This is a genomic window from Pantoea sp. MT58 (assembly GCF_014495885.1).
In the GTDB taxonomy this organism is placed as follows: Bacteria; Pseudomonadota; Gammaproteobacteria; order Enterobacterales; family Enterobacteriaceae; genus Pantoea; species Pantoea eucalypti.
On the sequence record NZ_CP061083.1, the window covers coordinates 525,012 to 542,220 of the forward strand.

The 17,209-nt window shown below is 54.7% G+C and carries 15 protein-coding genes and 3 tRNA genes; 15 read left to right on the forward strand and 3 right to left on the reverse strand.

The features are described from left to right. Positions 1–5 precede the first annotated feature (5 nt). Entirely contained in the window at positions 6–905 is a 900-nt protein-coding gene (gene asd, locus IAI47_RS02530; RefSeq protein ID WP_003855296.1) for an archaetidylserine decarboxylase, read from the reverse strand. Between the two features lie 171 nt (positions 906–1,076). After that, positions 1,077–2,126 (reverse strand): small ribosomal subunit biogenesis GTPase RsgA, encoded by a 1,050-nt coding sequence (rsgA, locus tag IAI47_RS02535; protein WP_008925804.1) that lies wholly within the window; start codon positions 2,124–2,126, stop codon positions 1,077–1,079. Positions 2,127–2,227: 101 nt separating this feature from the next. Between rsgA and orn the strand changes: the two genes are divergently transcribed. The 4 genes from orn to IAI47_RS02555 all read left to right on the forward strand — a co-directional run bounded on the left by orn (position 2,228) and on the right by IAI47_RS02555 (position 3,212). Then, the gene (gene orn / locus IAI47_RS02540) at positions 2,228–2,776 is read left to right on the forward strand and encodes an oligoribonuclease (protein WP_003855299.1); all 549 of its coding nucleotides are present in this window, start codon (positions 2,228–2,230) and stop codon (positions 2,774–2,776) included. Between the two features lie 154 nt (positions 2,777–2,930). Continuing rightward, positions 2,931–3,006 (forward strand) — tRNA-Gly (locus IAI47_RS02545). A 28-nt stretch (positions 3,007–3,034) separates the two neighbouring features. After that, positions 3,035–3,110, forward strand: a tRNA-Gly gene (locus tag IAI47_RS02550). 26 nt (positions 3,111–3,136) lie between these two features. Further along, positions 3,137–3,212, forward strand: a tRNA-Gly gene (locus IAI47_RS02555). 348 nt (positions 3,213–3,560) lie between these two features. On the opposite strand, the gene queG is transcribed toward IAI47_RS02555, so the two are convergent. Continuing rightward, the gene (gene queG, locus IAI47_RS02560) at positions 3,561–4,700 is read right to left on the reverse strand and encodes a tRNA epoxyqueuosine(34) reductase QueG (RefSeq protein WP_033743149.1); all 1,140 of its coding nucleotides are present in this window, start codon (positions 4,698–4,700) and stop codon (positions 3,561–3,563) included. Here queG and nnr point away from each other — a divergent pair. The 11 genes from nnr to IAI47_RS02615 all read left to right on the forward strand — a co-directional run bounded on the left by nnr (position 4,699) and on the right by IAI47_RS02615 (position 17,175). Then, complete coding sequence (nnr, locus tag IAI47_RS02565; RefSeq protein ID WP_008925802.1) at positions 4,699–6,219, forward strand: bifunctional ADP-dependent NAD(P)H-hydrate dehydratase/NAD(P)H-hydrate epimerase; 1,521 nt, start codon at positions 4,699–4,701, stop codon at positions 6,217–6,219. The two genes, queG and nnr, sit on opposite strands and share 2 nt — an antisense overlap. After that, on the forward strand, positions 6,216–6,692 hold the full coding sequence (gene tsaE / locus IAI47_RS02570; RefSeq protein WP_008925801.1) for a tRNA (adenosine(37)-N6)-threonylcarbamoyltransferase complex ATPase subunit type 1 TsaE: 477 nt from the start codon (positions 6,216–6,218) through the stop codon (positions 6,690–6,692). Before nnr ends, tsaE begins: the two co-directional genes overlap by 4 nt. After that, positions 6,689–8,359 (forward strand): N-acetylmuramoyl-L-alanine amidase AmiB, encoded by a 1,671-nt coding sequence (gene amiB / locus IAI47_RS02575; protein WP_003855309.1) that lies wholly within the window; start codon positions 6,689–6,691, stop codon positions 8,357–8,359. The genes tsaE and amiB overlap by 4 nt, the downstream gene beginning before the upstream one ends. A gap of 46 nt (positions 8,360–8,405) precedes the next feature. Beyond that, positions 8,406–10,271 (forward strand): DNA mismatch repair endonuclease MutL, encoded by a 1,866-nt coding sequence (gene mutL, locus IAI47_RS02580; protein WP_008925799.1) that lies wholly within the window; start codon positions 8,406–8,408, stop codon positions 10,269–10,271. Beyond that, on the forward strand, positions 10,264–11,214 hold the full coding sequence (miaA, locus tag IAI47_RS02585) for a tRNA (adenosine(37)-N6)-dimethylallyltransferase MiaA (RefSeq protein ID WP_033743148.1): 951 nt from the start codon (positions 10,264–10,266) through the stop codon (positions 11,212–11,214). The genes mutL and miaA overlap by 8 nt, the downstream gene beginning before the upstream one ends. A 103-nt stretch (positions 11,215–11,317) precedes the next feature. Then, complete coding sequence (gene hfq / locus IAI47_RS02590; protein WP_003855314.1) at positions 11,318–11,632, forward strand: RNA chaperone Hfq; 315 nt, start codon at positions 11,318–11,320, stop codon at positions 11,630–11,632. 71 nt (positions 11,633–11,703) lie between these two features. Continuing rightward, the gene (gene hflX, locus IAI47_RS02595) at positions 11,704–12,984 is read left to right on the forward strand and encodes a ribosome rescue GTPase HflX (protein ID WP_003855317.1); all 1,281 of its coding nucleotides are present in this window, start codon (positions 11,704–11,706) and stop codon (positions 12,982–12,984) included. A 224-nt stretch (positions 12,985–13,208) separates the two neighbouring features. Then, positions 13,209–14,447 (forward strand): FtsH protease activity modulator HflK, encoded by a 1,239-nt coding sequence (gene hflK, locus IAI47_RS02600; RefSeq protein ID WP_008925797.1) that lies wholly within the window; start codon positions 13,209–13,211, stop codon positions 14,445–14,447. Positions 14,448–14,450: 3 nt separating this feature from the next. Next, entirely contained in the window at positions 14,451–15,455 is a 1,005-nt protein-coding gene (gene hflC / locus IAI47_RS02605; protein WP_003855319.1) for a protease modulator HflC, read from the forward strand. A gap of 56 nt (positions 15,456–15,511) precedes the next feature. After that, entirely contained in the window at positions 15,512–15,712 is a 201-nt protein-coding gene (locus tag IAI47_RS02610; RefSeq protein ID WP_033743145.1) for a DUF2065 domain-containing protein, read from the forward strand. Between the two features lie 164 nt (positions 15,713–15,876). After that, complete coding sequence (locus tag IAI47_RS02615) at positions 15,877–17,175, forward strand: adenylosuccinate synthase (protein ID WP_008925795.1); 1,299 nt, start codon at positions 15,877–15,879, stop codon at positions 17,173–17,175. Positions 17,176–17,209: the final 34 nt, after the last annotated feature.

A 17,209-nucleotide genomic window follows, 5' to 3' on the forward strand; every position in this document is an offset into this window, starting at 1 on the left:
TCAATTTAATCGACAATGACGTCGGAAATGTCTGTGGCGACCGGCAGCGCAATCGCCAGCGGTTGACCCAGACGGGTTTTGCTTTCTGCTTCCAGGCTTTCCGCCAGCTTGACGCGACCGGGCGCGAACAGGTTGATGACGGTAGAGCCGAGTTTAAAGCGGCCCATTTCCTGACCTTTCAGCAACACCACGGCGCCTTCGTCGTCCGCAGCCGGATAATGCCAGCGCTTAATTACGCCTTCACGAGGCGGCGTTATCGTGCCAGCCCAGACGGTCTCAATACTGCCGACAATGGTGGCACCCACCAGGATCTGCACCATCGGGCCGATATCGGTTTCGAAGTAGCAGATAACGCGCTCGTTACGGGCAAACAGGTTAGGAATGTTACGCGCGGTCAGCGGATTTACAGAGTAGAGGTCTCCGGGCACGTAAATCATCTCACGCAGGATACCGTTACACGGCATGTGGACGCGGTGATAATCGCGTGGAGCCAGATAGGTAGTGACGAACTCACCCTCCACAAATTGAGCGGCCATCCGCTCATCGCCGGCCAGCAGGGCATCAATGGTGTAGTGATGACCTTTAGCCTGGAAAATCTGATCGCCATGAATATGGCCGAGCTGACTGATCGCACCATCCGCAGGCAGGGCAATGAGGCTGGCGTCAGCATCCAGCGGACGCGCATCGTCTTTGAGCGGACGAACGAAAAAGTCATTAAACGTGCGATAGCTTGCGGTATCAGGCTTACGCGCTTCCGCCATATCGACTTTGTAAAACCAGACAAAGATGTCAATGACCAGTTTGGTCAACCAACCACCGCGGCGACTGGCGCCCCAACCGGCAAGTTCAGTCAGCCATTTCTTCGGGAGAATATGATTCAAGCCGAGTTTTAAACGATCAAACACCTTAGCCTCCTGGCTATTTCAGGACGTTGTAAAAAAGGGGACGGATTGTAGCAGCGCCCCGTTCAGATGGCGACTATACGCGATTTCCGGCACGCTGCACGGCCTGAACGCACCACTGGAACGCACTTCGCAAAAAGCGCCGGCTTATCCGTTCAGACGCGGTTATACCGATTAATTTTCGCTATCAGGGAAATTTTTACGCGTTTTTACCTGCGCCATGCTCTCCAGGATGCGGTGGTAGTTAGCGAAACGGGACCGGTTGATTTTTCCCTGTTCGACCGCTTCACGAATGGCACATCCCGGATCGCTGTCATGTTTACAATCGCGGAATTTGCAATAGCCCAGGAAGGGGCGGAATTCGACAAAGCCGCGTGTGACCTGTTCCGGCTCCAGATGCCACAAACCAAACTCACGGACGCCAGGAGAATCGATCACGTCGCCGCCGTGCGGGAAGTGATACAGCCGCGATGCGGTCGTGGTGTGCTGGCCTAAGCCAGAGCCATCCGACACTTCGTTGGTCAGAATCGCGACCTGCTCTTCTTTGTCGAAGCCGAGCAGGGCATTCAACAGACTCGATTTACCCACACCGGACTGACCAGCAAAAATACTCACGCGGTCGGTCAGGGCCGCTTTCAGATCGTCCAGGCCGTTTTTTGCCCGGCTGGAGACCATCACTACGCGGTAGCCAATGTTGCGATAGATATCCATCTGTTGATCGACAAAGGCGCGCGCCTTGTCATCCAGCAGATCGGTTTTGTTCAGGACCAGTAACGGTTCGATGTCCAGCGTTTCGCTGGCGACCAGATAGCGATCGATGATGTTAAGCGACAGTTCCGGCAGGATCGCAGAGACGATAATGATCTGATCGATATTCGCCGCCATGGGCTTCACGCCGTCGTAGAAATCGGGGCGGGTTAATACGCTGGTGCGCTCATGCACCGCTTCAACAATGCCTTTGCCGCCGCTGGTGGCCGGACGCCACATCACCCGGTCGCCCGTTACCAGAGAACGGATCGTGCGGCGGATATTGCAGCGGTGGGTGACGCCTGCGCTATCCTCAACATCAGCATGCATGCCAAAACGACTGACAACGACCCCATCTGCAGCTTCACCAAACATGTTGTCATCCGCTTCCGGACGCTCTCTGCGTTGGTTGAGACGGCGATCGTGGTTAGCGCTTACGCGACGTTGTTGGCCCTTCGACAGTTTATTTTTACTCACTCACCCTCACAGCGTTAGCCAGATTTCGCCCGGCTGGGCAAAACGTCTATGATACACCTTATTCATCGTGAATGACGACTACAGCAACCGCAGGAAAAAGCATGGCTACTGGAAATGAACAGAATCTGATCTGGATTGATCTTGAGATGACCGGACTGGATCCGACGCACGATCGCATTATTGAGATTGCAACCCTGGTGACTGACGCCAACCTGAACATTCTGGCAGAAGGTCCGGTCATGGCGGTCCATCAGTCCGATGCGCAGCTGGCGCTGATGGATGAGTGGAATGTCCGCACCCATACCAACAGCGGTCTGGTTGCGCGGGTGAAGGAGAGTCAGATTGACGATCGCGCAGCAGAGCTGGCGACCATTGAGTTTCTGAAACAGTGGGTTCCGGCGAACACGTCGCCTATCTGTGGTAACAGTATCGGGCAGGATCGTCGCTTCCTGTTTAAGTACATGCCTGAACTGGAAGCGTATTTCCATTATCGCTATCTGGATGTCAGTACGTTGAAAGAGCTGGCACGTCGCTGGAAACCGGAGATCCTGCCTGGCTTCAAAAAAGGTGGTACGCACCAGGCGCTGGATGATATCCGTGAGTCTGTCGCGGAGCTGGCTTACTACCGCGAACACTTTTTGCAGCTTTAATCCACTGAGGGTGCGCATGAAATCACCAGTTTGCTGTTTTAATCATCAAACGCGCTGAAAGCGAAAATATTTGCTTTCAGACGCTTGCAGCAGCAACGATTTCTCGTATAATGCGCACCCCGTACCGGTGAAGAATTTATTAACGGTACAAGGCGCGGGAATAGCTCAGTTGGTAGAGCACGACCTTGCCAAGGTCGGGGTCGCGAGTTCGAGTCTCGTTTCCCGCTCCAGTTTTAAAATGTAAGCAGTAACCTCTTTGCGGGAATAGCTCAGTTGGTAGAGCACGACCTTGCCAAGGTCGGGGTCGCGAGTTCGAGTCTCGTTTCCCGCTCCAGTTTTGATTAAGCAGTGCCCTTCTATGCGGGAATAGCTCAGTTGGTAGAGCACGACCTTGCCAAGGTCGGGGTCGCGAGTTCGAGTCTCGTTTCCCGCTCCAGATTTACATCACCCTGTTTCAGTCCGTTTTCCGGCTGTTTTACGCCGCGGGGTTTTGATTGTTTCCTGAAGGTTATCCACAACACTGCATCCCATCATCTGCGCCCTTTACGGCGATCTGTAAATTGTTTTTGAACAGAGTTATCCACAGCTTTGTGCTTTAACCGAAGCGATAGCCTCATTATCAAATAAACACAACTTTTACATAAGTTATTGATATTTAGATAAATGAAGATATTTCAATGTGTTATTTCGCAGCGAAATCAGTGTTATTGCATTTGAATGACAACAGCTTTTTATTTTTATTCACAGCATGTGGAAAACGATAATTCACGATCGGGCTGTACAATCACGCATCACGCGGTAATCCCTTCTCTACTGCACGAACCAGCCGCTTCTGCTGGGCAGGCTGCACTTCAACCACGATTTGCTCGCGTTTCTGCTGCTGCTGTGCGATTGCCCACAGAATGTGTTCATCCAGGAGTTCACTCTCACCCAATCGTTGCTCCAGAATCTGAATAATTTCGGGTGACCAGGGTGCATTGCCCAGCGCGACAGCGATGTTACGTAGCCAGCGTAAATGACCAATGCGACGAATCGCTGAGCCTTCTGTTATGCGTAAAAACTTCGCCTCATCCCACTGAAACAGATCGATCAGTTCCGGTGCATGTAACGCCGCTCGCGGTGAAAAATCGCTTTCGTCACTAAGTTGTCCATAGCGATTCCACGGACAGATCAGCTGGCAGTCGTCGCAGCCATAAATCCGGTTGCCCATCAGCGGACGAAACTCTTCCGGGATAGCCCCTTCCAGCTCAATGGTGAGATAGGAGATACAGCGACGGGCATCGACGACGTAAGGCTCAACGATAGCGCTGGTGGGGCAGATGGTCATGCAGGCGACACAGCGACCACACTGCTCCTCCTGCGGGGCATCTAACGGTAGCGGAATATCGATGAGCAATTCGCCGAGGAAAAACCACGAGCCTGCTTCCCGATTAAGAATCAGCGAATGTTTGCCCGTCCACCCCAGTCCTGCTTTAGCCGCCAGTGGGCGCTCAAGCAGCGGCGCCGAATCCACGAACGGTCGAAAATTCAGCTCGCCACAATGCTGCTGGATCATTTCTCCGAGCTTTTTCAGTCGATTGCGCAATACTTTGTGGTAATCACGACCGAGTGCATAACGGCTGACATAGCCCAATTGAGGATTTTTCAGCGTGCTGGCAAAGGCGGCTTTGGCCGGAAGGTAGTTCATGCGAACGCTGATGACACGCAGCGTGCCGGGTAGCAGTTCATGAGGACGTGCCCGCATCATGCCGTGTCGCGCCATCCACGCCATCTCGCCTTGATATTGTTTGTCCAGCCACGCCTGCAGGCGCGGCTCTTCTGCGCTGAGATCGGTGTCGGTGATGCCGACCTGCTGAAAGCCGAGATCCAATCCCCATTGTTTAATCTGTTGTGCGAGTTGATGAAGATCGAGAGGGTATGACATGAGTGACCAGGATTCGAAGAAAAACAGCCGTAGTTTACCATATTCTGTCTGGCCTGCGCAGGCTGTGCCAACGCTTGAGCAACAGGGCGCCGATGTACTCGGAATTACCCTGTATGAGCTCATGCTGCGAGCCGGGCAGTCTGCTTATGACCATCTGAATGCGAACTGGCCTGATTCCAGCCACTGGCTGATTCTGTGCGGTCACGGCAACAACGGTGGTGACGGTTATGTTGTGGCGCGGCTGGGGCAGGCGGCTGGGAAAACCGTTACGCTGCTGGCGTGCGAAAGTGAAAAAGCGTTGCCGGAAGAGGCGCAGCGCGCGCGGGAGGCATGGCTGGATGCGGGCGGTGAAATTCATGCGGCCGATGCCGCCTGGCCAGAGCGGGTGGATGTGATTGTCGATGCGCTGCTGGGAACCGGCTGTAATCGTGCGCCCGGGAAATCCTATGCCTCACTTATCCAGCGGGCCAACGCCCACGCTGCACCCATACTCGCCATTGATATGCCTTCCGGCTTATCCGCCCGCAACGGCACCGCACCTGGTGAGGTGATTAATGCCAGCCATACGCTGAGTATGGTCGCACTGAAACCGGGTCAGATCACCGGCAAGGCGCGAGACTCTATCGGACAGCTCTGCTATGCCGATCTCGGCCTGGCCACCTTTCTGGCGGGCGAAGCGGCGCCCATCGCGCGTTATGACGCCAGTGCATTAACCCGCTGGCTAAAACCGCGTAAGCCGACCTCCCACAAGGGCAGTCATGGGCGGCTGCTGGTCGTCGGGGGCGATGCCGGTACCGCGGGCGCGGTACGAATGACCGCAGAAGCCGCGCTACGCAGCGGCAGCGGATTAGTGCGAGTACTTACTCACAAAGATAATATCATTCCGATTCTTACCGCCCGGCCCGAAGTTATGGTCGATGAGCTGACCGATGAACGGCTGACTGAGGCGCTGGAGTGGGCCGATGTTATTGCGATTGGGCCTGGTCTGGGTCAGCGTGAATGGGGCAAGCGGGCGCTGGAGCAGGTCGCGCGTAGTGAAAAGCCGATGCTTTGGGACGCGGATGCGCTTAACCTGCTGGCAATCAGTGCGGAGAAACGTCAGAATCGCATTATTACGCCGCATCCTGGAGAAGCGGCGCGTTTACTGAATATCGAGACCAGTGAAATTGAGAGTGACCGCTTACATGCAGCGCAGACATTGGCGCAGCATTATGGTGGCGTAGTGGTTCTGAAAGGTGCCGGCACGATCATTGCCAGTGAGCGGGGCGAACTGGCCTTTGCGGATGTGGGCAACGCCGGCATGGCTTCTGGTGGTATGGGCGATCTCCTGAGTGGAATTATCGCCTCGCTGGTGGGTCAGAAACTCACGCTGTTTGATGCAGCCTGCGCTGGCTGCGTGGCACATGGTGCAGCGGCCGATGCGGTGGCTGCAGAACGCGGAACACGCGGTATGCTGGCAACTGATTTACTGGATCTGCTGTGGCAATTTGTTAATCCTGAGATGAATAAAGAAGCATGAAGACCTGTGTTATTTCTTTGCCCGATGAGGCGGCTACGCTCGATTTGGGCGCTCAACTGGCGCGCGCCTGTGGCAGCGCGGCAGTCATTTATCTCTATGGCGATCTGGGGGCGGGTAAAACCACCTTCAGCCGCGGCTTTCTGCAGGCGCTGGGCCATCAGGGCAACGTCAAAAGCCCCACTTATACGTTGGTTGAGCCTTACTCGCTTAACAACCATACGCTCTATCATTTCGACCTCTATCGACTTGCCGATCCTGAAGAGCTTGAGTTCATGGGCATCCGTGACTACTTCAGTGGCGAGGCCATCTGTCTGGTGGAATGGCCGCAGCAGGGTGCCGGTTTTCTGCCCTCGCCCGACCTTACGTTAACGCTGCGCTACGTGGGCGAAGCGCGTGAGGCAGAGCTGACGGCACAGTCGGCATCGGGCCAGAAATGGCTGGAACTGTTTGATCAGAGCAGGGATAAGACATGATGTCACGGATGAAAATAGCGCTGGTAACACTGCTGCTGCTGGTCTGTACGCCTCTTTTTGCCGCTACTCTGTCAGATATCAAAGTGGCCAATGGCGACAGTCAGGCCACCATCACCCTGAACTTTGCAGGACAGCCTGCCTATGCCTTTTTCTCACTGCACAACCCGAATCGTGTGGTGCTTGATGTTAACCAAAGCGGCGTGGTTCAGGGACTGCCACTCAATTTCAGCGGCGAAAATATCGTAAAGCGGATTCGTACCAGCACCCCTAAAGATAAACAGAGTGTGCGGCTGGTGTTTGAACTGACGCAGGCGGGTAAAACCCGAGCGGTCACCCAGCGCAATGGCAATAGCTATAGCGTGGTCTTCACAATTACCGGTAAGGCGCCTGCTATTACGCGCAGTGCGCCTGCGCCGGTCACGGCCCCGAGACCTGTGCCGACACAGAGTGCTGACGCGGTTAACCCATTTAATTCCAATCCAGTGACCTCAGTGACCAGCACGGCCAGCACCGTACGTCCAGGTCGTGCGGTCAGCCAGAATGACACCGTGATTGTGGCGATTGATGCCGGACATGGCGGTCAGGATCCGGGCGCTATCGGGCAGCGCGGGTTGAAAGAGAAGAACGTCACAATCGCCATTGCCCGCAAACTGCGAGTGTTGCTAAACAACGATCCGATGTTCAAAGGCGTGCTGACGCGTGATGGCGACTATTTTATCTCGGTCATGGGCCGCTCTGATGTCGCGCGTAAAGCCAATGCCAACGTGCTGGTGTCAATTCACGCTGACGCCGCGCCGAGCCATGCGGCGACTGGCGCATCGGTCTGGGTATTATCCAACCGTCGCGCAAATAACGAGATGGCTAACTGGCTGGAGCAGAAAGAGAAACAGTCTGAGCTGCTGGGCGGCGCAGGTGACCTGCTGGCCAACAGTCAGGCCGATCCTTACCTCAGCCAGGCGGTACTGGACCTGCAGTTTGGTCACTCGCAGCGCGTGGGTTATGACATCGCCCAGAAAGTGTTACAGCAGCTACGCAGCGTAACGTCGCTGCATAAACGTCTGCCTGAGCATGCCAGCCTGGGCGTGCTGCGTTCGCCAGATATCCCTTCTTTGCTGGTGGAAACCGGCTTTATCAGTAATTCCTCGGAGGAGCGACTGCTTGGCAGTAGCGCACACCAGGATAAGATTGCGCAGTCGATCTACAGAGGTCTGCGCACTTATTTCCTGGCGCACCCGCTACAATCCATCCCAAAGGAGGAAAACCGGCCGCTGGGCTCGTCGCCAGCGGTCAGCGTAGCCAGTAATCCGGCGACCGGTGTACCGCAATACACCGGTGTGACACAGCGTCATACGGTGACGCGCGGGGAGACACTTTCCGGCATTGCCGCAAAGTATGGTGTCAGCATGGACACGCTGCGTGGGATGAACGCGCTGAAGCGTGATGTGGTGTGGGTCGGACAGCGATTAAAAGTCCCGGCCAGTGCAGTGGCCAGTCGAACTGCGCGCGCGGCACCACGCGGTGTAGTACGCCATAAAGTGGTGGTCGGTGATTCGCTGACTGGCATTGCCGCACATTACGGCGTCAGCCCGAAAGCGATAATGCAGACTAATAATCTCAAGTCGACCAACGTCATGTTGGGGCAGAACCTGAAAATTCCTGCATCCTGATTGCTTGCCCGGCCGCTGCGCCGGGCTACCAGTTAAAAGGAAAACCATGCCGATTCAAATTTTACCGCCACAACTGGCTAACCAGATTGCGGCGGGTGAAGTCGTTGAGCGTCCTGCATCGGTGGTCAAAGAGCTGGTGGAGAACAGTCTGGATGCTGGCGCTACGCGCATTGAAGTTGATATTGAAAAGGGTGGCGCAAAGCTTATCCGGATCCGTGACAACGGCTGCGGCATCGTTAAAGCTGAGCTGTCGATGGCGCTGGCCCGGCACGCTACCAGCAAAATAGCCTCACTGGATGACCTGGAAGCGATTATGAGTCTGGGCTTTCGCGGTGAAGCGCTGGCCAGCATTAGTTCGGTCTCCCGCCTGACCTTAACCTCACGTACCGCCGATCAAACTGAAGCCTGGCAGGCCTATGCGGAAGGGCGTGACATGACGGTGACAGTTAAACCGGCAGCGCATCCCTGCGGCACCACGCTGGAAGTGCTGGATCTTTTTTATAACACCCCGGCACGCCGCAAGTTTATGCGCACGGAGAAAACCGAATTCGGCCATATCGACGAAGTGATTCGTCGTATTGCGCTGGCACGTTTTGACGTGGCGATATCATTAAGTCACAACGGTAAAATGATGCGTCAGTACCGTGCTGTCAGTGAGGAGAGTCAGCGTGAACGGCGACTGGCGGCAATCTGCGGCACCACCTTTATGCAGCATGCGCTGCGAATTGACTGGCAACATGATGACCTCTCGCTGCGTGGCTGGGTCGCCGATCCCGCAGGGTCGCGACAGGTCACCGATCTGCAGTATTGCTACGTCAATGGCCGGATGATGCGCGACAAGCTGATCAATCATGCTATCCGTCAGGCATTCCAGACACAGCTTCAGGATGACCAGCAGCCCGCTTACGTGCTTTATCTGGAGATCGATCCGCATCAGGTGGATGTCAACGTTCACCCGGCCAAGCATGAAGTACGATTTCACCAGTCACGTCTGGTACATGACTTTATTTATCAGGGCGTGGTCAGCGCGCTTCAGGCGATGGCGGCAACCACCTTACCCGCGCTGCAGGCCGAAGAACCCGCGCCACGCTGGCAGCCTGAAAATCGTCAGGCGGCCGGGGGAAATCATTTTGCGCAGCCTGCAGCGTCTGCCAGTGAGACAAAACCCTCGTCCGCGCGTGAAACACCGCCTGCCTGGCAAAACAAAGAGAATGTTTATCGTCAGCGTGAAGGTGCGGTTTATCAGCAACTGCTGAAAACCCCTTCTGGCCCCCCCTCGTCCGGCACCACACCGCCGCTGAGCGCCCGCGAGCCAGCACCGCGTCCGGCCGCGAAACCCTCGCCGCTGGCCCCCCATGCCCAGAGTTTTGGCCGGGTGCTGACGATTTTGCACAATCACTTTGCGCTGCTGGAGCAGGACCAGACATTAATGCTGATGTCGCTGCCGGTTGCGGCACGCTGGCTGAAACTGGCTCAGCTGGAACCGGGTGAAGAGGGGCTTAAGCCGCAGCCGCTACTGATTCCGGTCAGGCTGAAAATTGCGCTGAATGAACGACAGGCAGCAAAAGAAAACAGTAGTCTGCTCAATCAGATGGGTATCGATCTTCAGCTCGATGGTGACCACGTGACGCTGCGCGCGGTGCCTTTACCGTTACGAACACAAAATTTACAAATCTTGATTCCTGAGCTGTTAGGCTATCTCGCCCGGCAGCAGGAGAACACTGCGACTCAACTGGCCCAGTGGCTGGCGCAGCGTCAGGAAACAGCGTACTCCGACTGGAATCACTCACAGGCGATCAACCTGCTGGCAGAGCTTGAACGGCTTTGCCCACAGCTGCTGAAATCGCCGCCTTCAGGCTTATTACAGCCCATAGAGATTGAGAGCGCGGTCAACGCGTTGAAGCATGAGTGAATTAAACCAGGCTGGCCGGCCAAAGGCTATTTTTTTGATGGGACCTACAGCTTCGGGTAAGACCGCTTTAGCGATTGAGTTGCGTAAGCACTTACCCGTGGAACTTATCAGCGTTGATTCTGCCCTTATTTATCGTCAGATGGATATTGGTACGGCGAAACCGTCGGCTGAAGAGTTAGCAGTGGCGCCCCATCGTCTGCTCGACATCCGCGATCCCGCAGAAGCCTATTCGGCAGCGGAGTTCCGGCGGGATGCTTTAGCAGAAATGGCGGAAATCGTTGCAGCCGGACGAATACCGTTGCTTGTTGGTGGAACCATGCTCTACTTCAAGGCGTTACTTGAAGGATTGTCGCCGTTGCCCTCGGCCGATCCTGATGTTCGTCAGCGGATAGAGCAAACGGCGCGTGAAAAAGGCTGGGATGCTTTACACCGCCAGCTTTGTGAAATCGACCCGGTTGCCGGCAGTCGTATTCATCCGAATGATCCGCAGAGACTTTCGCGAGCACTGGAAGTTTTTTTTATTTCGGGTAAAACTTTAACGGAACTGACAAAAACATCCGGTGAAGCGTTACCCTACGACGTGCAACAGTTTGCCATCGCCCCCGCGAGCCGCGAATTGCTGCACCAGCGTATCGCGTTGCGTTTTGAGCAGATGTTAGCGTCAGGATTTGAAGCGGAGGCTCGGGCCCTGTTTGCACGAGGTGATTTGCATACGGACATGCCTTCCATTCGTTGTGTTGGCTATCGTCAGATGTGGTCTTATTTATCGGGCGAAATCGATCACAGCGAAATGGTTTATCGGGGAATTTGCGCGACCCGGCAACTTGCTAAGCGACAGATAACCTGGTTACGCGGTTGGGAAAATGTTCACTGGCTTGACAGTGACGAGCCCCGGCTGGCGCTTGATACAGTGTTACAGGTTCTTAGTGCGAAGCATGGGTGATTGTGTACAATTGATGGGTTATCGTGCGCAAATTTTTACGCAGTATTTTTCGAACCATAGGTTCTACTAGCAACAAACAACAAGCATATAAGGAAAAGATAGAATGGCTAAGGGGCAATCATTACAAGACCCGTTTTTGAACGCACTGCGTCGTGAACGTGTTCCGGTTTCGATTTATCTGGTTAACGGTATTAAGCTGCAGGGTCAGATTGAGTCATTTGATCAGTTCGTCATTTTGTTGAAAAACACGGTAAGTCAGATGGTTTATAAGCATGCCATTTCTACCGTTGTTCCTTCGCGCCCGGTTTCTCACCATAGCAATAATACCGGCGGCGGCGGCAGCAACAATTATCATCAGGGCGGCAGCAACACAACTGCGCAGCCACAGCCACAACAAGACGGTGATAGCGCAGAATAACGCGTCATCGTACAGCCAGGCACGGAAGACAAACGTTTTCCGTCCTGGTCTTTATTTAGCGAGGTTATAGCTTGTTTGACCGTTATGAAGCCGGTGAGCAGGCCGTACTGGTACACATCTGGTTCTCCCAAGACAAAGAAGTAGAAGATTTACAGGAGTTTGAAACCCTGGTTTCTTCTGCTGGCGTTGAGGCGCTGCAAGTGGTTACTGGCAGCCGTAAAGCGCCGCACCCCAAGTATTTTGTCGGTGAAGGAAAGGCCGTTGAAATTGCCGATGCGGTAAAAACAACTGGAGCATCGGTCGTGTTATTCGATCATGCCCTTACGCCCGCTCAGGAAAGAAACCTCGAGCGCCTGTGCGAATGCCGCGTCATAGATCGCACTGGTTTAATTCTGGATATCTTCGCCCAGCGTGCACGTACCCACGAAGGTAAATTGCAGGTTGAGCTGGCACAGTTACGCCATCTTGCGACACGTCTGGTACGTGGCTGGACTCACCTTGAACGCCAGAAAGGCGGGATCGGTTTGCGTGGTCCGGGTGAAACACAGTTAGAAACAGACCGACGACTGCTGCGCGGACGAATCAGTCAGATTTTGTCTCGTCTTGAGCGGGTTGAAAAACAGCGTGAGCAGGGACGTCAGTCTCGTGCCAAAGCGGATGTGCCAACGGTTTCGCTGGTGGGTTATACCAACGCCGGCAAGTCGACCCTCTTTAACGCCATGACTTCTGCCAACGTCTTTGCCGCAGACCAGCTGTTTGCGACCCTTGATCCCACACTGCGCCGCCTGAATGTTGCCGATGTCGGAGATGTGGTGCTGGCAGACACAGTCGGCTTTATTCGCCATCTTCCTCACGATCTGGTTGCCGCTTTTAAAGCCACACTGCAGGAGACGCGTCAGGCGACGCTGTTAATGCACGTGATTGATGGCGCGGACCTGCGCGTGACAGAAAATATCGCCGCTGTTGATGCCGTACTGGAAGAGATTGAAGCGGATGAAATCCCGACGTTACTGGTAATGAATAAAATCGATATGCTTGACGGTTTTGAACCGCGTATCGATCGTAACGAAGAGAATCTGCCCATTCGCGTCTGGCTCTCCGCTCAGACCGGTGTGGGTATTCCGCTGCTATGGCAGGCGCTCTCTGAACGTCTGGCGGGTGAAATTGCCCAGCATGCGTTACGTCTGCCACCGGAAGCGGGGCGACTTCGTAGCCGTTTCTATCAGTTGCAGGCGATTGAGAAAGAGTGGAATGAAGAAGACGGCAGTGTAGGATTGCAGATACGTATGCCCATCATTGAATGGATGCGTTTATGTAAGCAGGAACCGTCGCTGACCAGTTACATCGTTTGATATTGCCCGACGCACTTACCTCAAAATTGAAGATTGTCGCATTTTCGTTGCAGGCCAGATACGCAGGATTTACCCGGGTATTTCGGATTTCAGCAAGGCGGCAACTGAGTGAATCCATGGGTGCTTACTGCTGTAAGTGACCGGGGTGAGCGAAGGCAGCCAACATCGCTGCAATCCGAAAGATGAAGGGTAAAAACCGTAATTACAATAAATGGAGTAGAGACATGGCGTGGAATCAGCCCGGAAATAACGGACAGGACCGCGACCCGTGGGGAAGCAGCAATAATCAAGGCGGCAACTCTGGGGGAAATAAGGGAGGACGGGAATCCGGGCCTCCTGATCTGGATGATATCTTCCGTAAGCTGAGCAAGAAGCTTGGTGGACTGGGCGGTGGCAAACAGAGCGACAACGGTCAACGCGGCTCCGGCAGCGGTGGCAAAATTGTTGGCATCGTGGCTGTTGCTGCTGTAGTCATCTGGGCTGCAAGCGGTTTCTACACCATCAAAGAAGCGGAGCGTGGCGTAGTGACGCGTTTCGGTAAGTTCAGTCACCTGGTCGAACCGGGCCTGAACTGGAAACCTACATTCATTGATCAGGTTCGTGCGGTTAACGTTGAATCAGTACGTGAACTGGCGGCTTCAGGTGTCATGCTGACCTCGGACGAGAACGTTGTGCGTGTCGAAATGAACGTGCAGTACCGCGTGACCGATCCGGAACGTTATCTTTATGCAGTCACCAGCGCGGACGACAGCCTGCGTCAGGCAACTGACAGCGCGCTGCGCGGCGTGATTGGTCGTTCCACCATGGACCGCATTCTGACTGAAGGCCGTACCGTGGTGCGTAGCGAAACCCAGCGTGAAATCGATGAGACGATTCGCCCTTACAACATGGGCGTCGCGGTTGTGGACGTTAACTTCCAGGCTGCCCGTCCGCCGGAAGAAGTGAAGTCTGCCTTTGATGACGCGATTGCGGCACGCGAAAACCGTGAGCAGTACGTCCGTGAAGCAGAAGCTTACGCCAACGAAGTTCAGCCTCGAGCTAACGGCCGTGCGCAACGTATTCTGGAAGAGGCGCGTGCATACAAAGAGCGTACCGTTCTGGAAGCCCAGGGTGAAGTGGCGCGATTCGCCAAAATTCTGCCGGAATATAAAGCCGCGCCTGAAATCACCAAAGAGCGTCTTTATATCGAGACGATGGAACGTGTGCTGAGCCATACCCGCAAAGTCCTGGTTAACGATCGGGGTAATAACCTGATGGTGCTGCCGCTGGATCAACTGATGCGTGGCACCCAGGCTGCACCGGGCCAGAGCGGTCAGAAGGGCAGTAACAGTTCTTCGCTGCCGGCTATCTCCGATCGCGGCGCCAGCCGCAATGACACGTCGTCATACAGTCCGGACAACATCATGGATCAGCGTCGGGCCAATGCTCAGCGCAGCGACAGCCAGCGCGAAGGGAGAGAGTAATCGATGCGTAAGCCAATAGTATTTTTGATCATTGTCGTGCTGGTGGCGCTCTATGCGTCGCTGTTTGTGGTGCAGGAAGGGGAGCGAGGCATTGTTCTGCGCTTCGGCAAAGTCCTGCGCGATGGTGAAAACAAACCGCAGGTGTTTGCGCCGGGCCTGCATTTCAAGATCCCATTCCTGGAAACGGTTAAAACGCTGGATGCGCGCATTCAGACCATGGATAACCAGGCCGATCGCTTCGTCACTAAAGAGAAGAAAGATCTGATCGTCGACTCTTACATCAAGTGGCGTATTAGCGACTTCAGTCGCTACTACCTGGCTACCGGCGGCGGCGATGTCTCTCAGGCGGAAGTGCTGCTGAAACGTAAGTTCAGTGACCGCTTGCGTTCTGAAATGGGCCGTCTGGATGTGAAAGATATCGTAACGGACTCTCGTGGTCGCCTGACGACGGATGTCCGTGATGCGCTGAACACCGGTTCTGCTGGCAGCGATGATGAAATCGCAACGCCTGCGGCCGATGACGCTATTGCCAGTGCAGCGGCTCGTGTAGAGCGTGAAACCAACAGCAGCGAGCCGGCGCCCAATCCGAACAGTATGGCGGCATTAGGTATTCAGGTGATGGATGTGCGCATCAAGCAGATCAACCTGCCGACTGAGGTTTCCGATGCGATCTTCAACCGTATGCGTGCCGAGCGTGAAGCGGTAGCGCGTAGCCAGCGTTCGCAGGGTCAGGAAGAGGCTGAAAAACTGCGTGCTCAGGCCGATTATCAGGTGACACGTACTCTGGCTGAAGCCCAGCGTGAAGCGCTGATTACACGTGGTGATGGTGATGCGGAAACGGCGCGGTTGTTTGCCGATGCGTTCAGCAAAGATCCTGACTTCTACGCTTTCATTCGTAGCCTGCGCGCCTATGAAAACAGCTTCAGTGAAAATCAGGATGTGATGGTGTTAAGTCCGGATAGCGACTTCTTCCGATATATGAAGGCGCCCTCTAACGCGACACGTTAAGAACTGATATAACCTGTAGGCCGACAATGTTGTCGGCCTTTTTTTTGGGTATCAGAATGAAAACGAGCATCTGGATGGCACTGGCGCTGGTATTAGTGCTGGAAGGGTTGGGACCGATGTTTATGCCACGCGCCTGGCGACGCATGATCCTGACGATGAGCCGTTTACCCGATCGCCTGCTGCACCGATTTGGTGGTGGACTGGTGGTGGCTGGCATGGTGATCTATTGCATGCTGAGTCTGCACGGCAACCTGTAAACCGGGAGAAGATCGGCTAAATTGTGCCTCTTTGCGCCGTTATCCCCAATATGTTGTAGTGATCAAAACGCAGGCAAAAAAGCGCGCAATCGTATGCTAAAAGTGCTGAAAAGCATAGGATCAGATGGTAGAATCCTTTTTTAAGCAATCGGTGATTTTGAGAAATGGGTAAGAACGTCGTCGTACTGGGCACCCAATGGGGTGACGAAGGTAAAGGTAAGATTGTAGACCTTCTGACTGAGCGCGCGAATTACGTTGTGCGTTATCAAGGCGGCCACAATGCGGGCCACACGCTTGTCATCAACGGTGAAAAAACCGTCCTCCACCTGATCCCTTCTGGCATTCTGCGCGATAACGTGACCAGCATCATTGGTAACGGCGTAGTGCTCTCTCCTGAAGCCTTAATGAAAGAGATGAAAGGCCTGGAAGCGCGCGGAATTCCGGTACGCGAGCGTCTGCTGATTTCTGAAGCCTGTCCGCTGATCCTGCAATATCATGTTGCGATGGATATGGCGCGTGAACGTGCCCGTGGTGCCAAAGCGATTGGTACGACTGGCCGTGGCATCGGTCCTGCTTATGAAGATAAAGTTGCCCGCCGTGCACTGCGCGTCAGCGACCTGTTTAATAAAGAAACATTTGCCGCCAAACTGAAAGAAGTCGTCGATTTCTACAACTTCCAGCTGGTGGAGTATTACAAAGAGCCGGCAGTCGACTTCGATAAAGTGCTGAGCGATGTGATGGAAGTCGCTGACATCCTGACTGGCATGGTGGTTGACGTCTCTGAACTGCTGGATGTCGCGCGTAAGCGTGGCGATCTGATTATGTTTGAAGGTGCGCAGGGTACGCTGCTGGATATCGATCACGGGACTTATCCGTACGTGACCTCATCCAACACGACCGCAGGTGGTGTTGCAACCGGTTCAGGCATTGGTCCGCGTTATGTCGACTACGTTCTGGGTATTGTGAAAGCTTACTCAACCCGCGTTGGTGCAGGCCCGTTCCCGACCGAACTGTTCGACGAAACCGGCGAATTCCTCTGTGCGCAGGGTAATGAGTTTGGTGCGACCACCGGTCGCCGCCGCCGTACCGGCTGGCTGGATGCAGTAGCGGTTCGCCGCGCGGTTCAGATCAACTCCCTGTCAGGTTTCTGCATGACCAAGCTGGACGTGCTGGATGGCCTGAAAGAGGTGAAAATCTGTGTGGCTTACCGTATGCCTGATGGTCGCGAAGTGACCACCACGCCACTGGCGGCAGAGAACTGGGAAGGCATTGAGCCGGTTTACGAGACCCTGCCAGGCTGGAGCGAGACAACGTTTGGCGTGAAGACGCTGGAAGGTTTGCCTCAGGCCGCGCGTGATTACATCAAGCGTGTTGAAGAGGTAACAGGTGTGCCGATTGATATCATCTCAACCGGCCCCGATCGTAGTGAAACGATGATTCTGCGCGACCCGTTTGACGCATAATCATTCAGGCCGGACACTGTCCGGCCCTTGTTTT